This is a genomic window from Acinetobacter sp. YH12151 (assembly GCF_013418355.1).
Taxonomy (GTDB): domain Bacteria; phylum Pseudomonadota; class Gammaproteobacteria; order Pseudomonadales; family Moraxellaceae; genus Acinetobacter; species Acinetobacter pseudolwoffii.
Window position 1 is genome coordinate 1 of sequence record NZ_VPCG01000090.1, and the last position, 4,560, is coordinate 4,560.

Genomic DNA, 4,560 nt, shown 5'->3' on the forward strand with positions numbered 1-4,560 from the left:
CTCGCTTGATTAAAGCTTGGTTATACGAGGACCAATTGGTTGTACGGTAAGTTTTAGGTGCAGGCTTCTTCATCTGGAAATTATATTGCTAAAGAAGCCCTCAAGAATAGCTTTGTGCAACAAAGCCGATCGGATATAAAAATTTGACGATGTTTAAGGATTTTTTAAATTAGTTTTACAGATTTAAATTTTTCTCATTATTAGATTTTTAATTTTATCATTTGGTATAAAAAGTCACTCATATAGACTGAGGTTTTTTTAATTTACTGGTCATAAATAGCTAGAATATTCAGGTTTCAAAATCAAGACGTTGAGCTTAGATGAAGTTAAGCTAAAGAAAAGGTGTGTAAGGAAAGAAGATCCTTTAAGTACTGGAACTTACATAAAAAGGGAAAAACGGGTGAAAATTATTTAGTCCAGGCCAAAAAATAGGTGGATTTTCAACTATAAAGTTATTTTTTGTACGAATCATATCCCGCTTAGACTGCTAAGGACTTCTCAGAAAAGAAGAGAAATGAATTTTAAGAAGGGAATAAAATAACGATAACTTACATTCAAAAGGAAGCTTAGTTGAGGGCCGTATCATATCAATTCAGCAGCTGGCACAGATACAACCCGTCTGTTCAAAATGGAGAAAGTGCTTAGAGCTCTCTCCACAGCTCATTTTCATCTTTTAAAGGAATTGTGAAGTTAAAGTCATCATCATTACTGACCAAAAGACTGGTGGGAGTCTGCATGACCACTTTCAAAACAGTGCCTGCCTCAAAAATAATCGGGGTGCAATTTTCCTTTTCTAAGGTCAATGGTTTAAGTAATTCAATTACCGAACTTTCCATAGTTTTATTCCAAAATAAGATTACTTTTCGAGAGTTAAATCATAGCATGATTTTTGAAAATTTAACTATTTCTGCGAAAAATGAGAACTGGGTCAATGATTTGTTCACTTCAGTAGTAGCAAAACCTTTTATCTAAACATCTATAAAACCATTATTGAGTATTTGATTTTATTCTATTTATAGAACCTTAAGAAGCTATATTCGTTTGTAATAAAACAGATAGGCCGTACTGATGTACAGGATTTAAAAATACATAAGGCAAAAACTTGATGATTCATGCACCTGATTGCTTCTGGAGCTTTAGATAGGCTGATCAAGAATAAAAAGACTCATTAAGAGAAAAATACGTTTTGAAAATCTATAAAAATAAATTTTATAAGGGACTATGCATCGCTATGTTATTTTTTAAACTAAATTGAAAATTAATGCTTTATAACAGTAAAAGTCTAAAATAAGAATAAACTAGGCGTCATTTGGATGACCAAGAGATAGAAGGAGAACTAGGTCAGCATGTTCAAGTCATTTTTCCCGCAACCCGTCTGGTTTTTTAGCAGCCTGATTTTGTGGTTTATCCTTAATCTTGTGCTTTGGCATACTGGCGGATCAGGATGGGGAGTCTATTTGGGTTTCCCTGAAGGCTATTCTGAGGAAAGTCTCGCTATCGGTATCAGTCGTTTCTGGTCAGCCAAGTTTCTCTGGTTCTACCTTTGGTTTTTTCTTGCCACTGCCATATTTGCTCTCTTCTGGACGTGGAAAGCACAACATCCATGGCAGCGTTGGTCAGTCTGGGGCTCGTCTTTTATCCTGTTTAATATCTGGTTTGGAGTACAGGTCAATGTCGTTTTAAATGAATGGTATAGCCCGTTTTATGACCAGATCCAGAAAATGCTAGGCAGCGGTGGCGGTGATGTTTCACTTCTCTATCAAGAAGCTTTAATCTTTATTTATATCGCCATGATTTACGTCACTTTGGCCGTATTTAATATGTTTTTCGTCAGCCATTATGTGTTCCGCTGGCGTACCGCGATGAATAACTATTACACGGCACACTGGGAACAATTGCGTCATATTGAAGGCGCATCCCAGCGTATTCAGGAAGATACCATGCGCTTTGCCAAAACCACGGAACAGCTGAGTGTTTCCCTGATCGAAGCATTGATGCTATTGATGGCGTTTCTGCCTATCCTGTACCAGCTTTCAAGTCATGTAAAGGTTCTGCCAATTGTGGGAGAAATACCGCATGCTTTAATGTGGGCTTCTATTGGATGGGCCGTATTGGGTACCGTCATTTTGATGGTGGTCGGGATGAAACTGCCAGGACTGGAGTTTAATAACCAGAAAGTCGAGGCTGCTTACCGTAAAGAACTGGTGTACGGAGAGGATCATGCTGATCGGGCTCATCCGCTGACACTGCAAGAACTGTTTAGCCGGGTACGCTGGAATTATTTCCGTCTGTATTTTCACTATGCCTATTTCAACCTGGTCCGGATCTGGTACTTACAGTTAGACAATATCTATGGATTATTTATCCTGTTTCCGAGTATTGCAGCAGGAACGATCACCCTGGGTTTGATGATGCAAATCCTGAATGTATTTGGAAAAGTACGTGAGTCCTTCCAATATCTGATTTTATCTTGGCCGACCATTATTGAGCTGATGTCGATTTATAAACGTTTAAAAGCATTTGAATCCCATCTGGATTAATTTTTTCTAAATTACCCATTAGATTGTAAAAGCCAAATGATTTTATCTTTGTCTTTTTATATCTAAATCGACGTTAACATCTAATCGAAAAGCTTGATCTGACCGTTGGTCAGATCAGATCAAATAGGAGCAAAACATCCCAATATAGGGGTATTCAGGTCTGGTTTTCCTGATTAGAATCTTAATGACCAGCGAAGATGGAGTTTAATTTCCAGCGGTTTAACGTATAAAAATAAGAAGTGTACGTTGAGGAAATTATTCTGATGCTGATCTTGTTCAGACAATGCTATAGAGGGTAAAAAGTAATTTTTTACACATGATAATAAAGATCTTTACCATTATCCTGAATAAGCTGCCGAAGAAAGATTGCTATCTTTCTTCGGCTTTTTATGTGGTGTTCTATTTATTTCCGATTCAATCCCGCTGTTATTTATCCTTTAACTACGCGCCAGAAGGATGCTTATCTCAATTTTTATAGGCTGAGGCTTGGCATAATGTATAGGGTTGTGAATGATGTGCCTCCTTTTATCTTTTAAATTTGATACTTATCAACATCTTGTGTTTGTTGTTTGCTGCTATTTAGGCTATGTTATACGGGAATCTGGGGTTGAGATATTTGCTGTGAAGCTAAACGTAATAATTCTAATAATAGGGGCAATAGGCTTGGCGGGATGTAATAGCGTGAGTCGGCTGAAATCAGGGGTTTTACATCCTTTTGCCAGTCCGGAAGAGCTAATCGCCAAGCGGGCTTTGAATCAACGTGATGGCAGTGCAAAAGATTATATTTATCTTTGGGGGCAAGCACAGAAAAATAACAGCACTCAGGCCATGTATCCGCGTTCGATCCTGACGCAATATTGTCATGAACAAGGCGGTAAATTTTCCCTATTGTATAGAAGTAATTTTAATGCAGTGGCAGATCCTGCCCAACGCAAACGCCTGAGTACAAACCGAGGTGTGGTACAGGGAAGCGGTGCCTATCAATGTCGTATGGATGGCCTGGCTGAAAGCTGGCTCGTCTCGATCGAGCCGGTTTCTGAACGACAGGTCGATAAAACCAGCCAGAACCGTAGTGTTCGATTGCTGACCAAGTTGATGAGTGCGACTGAGGCAAGAAACTTTTACCTTGCTGCAAATAAGAACACTGTCGCTACCCAGAAAAAGACCGCTGCATCGATAAAAACGCCTGTAACGAAGAGCACGAATGAACTTAAAGAATCAGCGCGTAAAGAGCAGGAAAGGAAAGAATTAGAGAGAAAGGAATTAGAAAGAAAAGAGCTAGATAAAAAACAGATCGCGACGACGGTAGTCCCCGTGAGAGCTTCAGTGGTAGAAACACCCCAACAGCAGCAGATGAAGCTCTATGTGGCAGCACGCCGTGATATTAATAGTGGCAAGAACCTGAATAATGCCTGCAATAATGCGCAGCGTGCCTACAATTATGGCAAATTGCAGGGGACTGAGGGAACTCGGGTTTATACCGAATCTGGTATGCTGGTTGCTCGCTGTTTGAACGGGATTCCGGCCTATGCCAACCGTTTCCCGAATGCTAAAGCTCAGGCCAAGCGTGTGCTACAGAATCTGTCTAACAACTATAATCATAGTGGTGCGAAGAATATGTTGAGACAGATCAAATAAGCACTGAATTAAACGCATTTAATCCAGAATCCGTATGATGATTTTGATTCACCAGAAGATGGGATAAAAAATCAGTTCAATCAGGTCGGATATAGAGGATGAGATCCGACTGCGTTTGCTGGGCAGGTCGCGCGATTCGAACATCCATCTTCGAAAAACAGGATGGATCAATAACAATACGGTCAAGCTAAAGAACACAACCAGTCTCCAAGGAAGGATGCTGTTAAAGGTGTTTGCAGTCATCATGATTATTTTTATTAGACCTCTTGCGAAAGTAAAAAATTGTTTATACTAGTCCCATGAAATATGAAAATTTAACTAGATTTAATGATGGGGAATTTAAACGACTTGTTGGCGTTCCTCGTCCATTATTCTTAAAAAT

At 39.2% G+C, this 4,560-nt stretch carries 3 protein-coding genes and 1 pseudogene; 3 read left to right on the forward strand and 1 reads right to left on the reverse strand.

Features of this window, described 5'->3' with window-relative positions:
• Positions 1 to 641 precede the first annotated feature (641 nt).
• Positions 642 to 836 carry a hypothetical protein gene (locus tag FTU82_RS15660; protein ID WP_005096148.1) on the reverse strand — a complete coding sequence of 65 codons (195 nt, stop codon included), beginning with the start codon at positions 834 to 836 and terminating at the stop codon, positions 642 to 644.
• Between the two features lie 510 nt (positions 837 to 1,346).
• Between FTU82_RS15660 and sbmA the strand changes: the two genes are divergently transcribed.
• The 3 genes and pseudogenes from sbmA to FTU82_RS15675 form a co-directional block, all read left to right on the forward strand.
• Positions 1,347 to 2,540 (forward strand): peptide antibiotic transporter SbmA, encoded by a 1,194-nt coding sequence (sbmA, locus tag FTU82_RS15665; protein ID WP_180101628.1) that lies wholly within the window; start codon positions 1,347 to 1,349, stop codon positions 2,538 to 2,540.
• Between the two features lie 681 nt (positions 2,541 to 3,221).
• Positions 3,222 to 4,178 (forward strand): hypothetical protein, encoded by a 957-nt coding sequence (locus FTU82_RS15670; RefSeq protein ID WP_180101630.1) that lies wholly within the window; start codon positions 3,222 to 3,224, stop codon positions 4,176 to 4,178.
• Between the two features lie 299 nt (positions 4,179 to 4,477).
• Positions 4,478 to 4,560: pseudogene (locus tag FTU82_RS15675) on the forward strand (IS5/IS1182 family transposase); the annotation flags it as partial.

Excerpts from the sequence above, each read along its gene's own strand:
- sbmA (WP_180101628.1), top strand. The coding sequence starts at position 1,347 with ATGTTCAAGTCATTTTTCCCGCAACCCGTCTGGTTTTTTAGCAGCCTG.
- FTU82_RS15660 (WP_005096148.1), bottom strand. The coding sequence starts at position 836 with ATGGAAAGTTCGGTAATTGAATTACTTAAACCATTGACCTTAGAAAAG.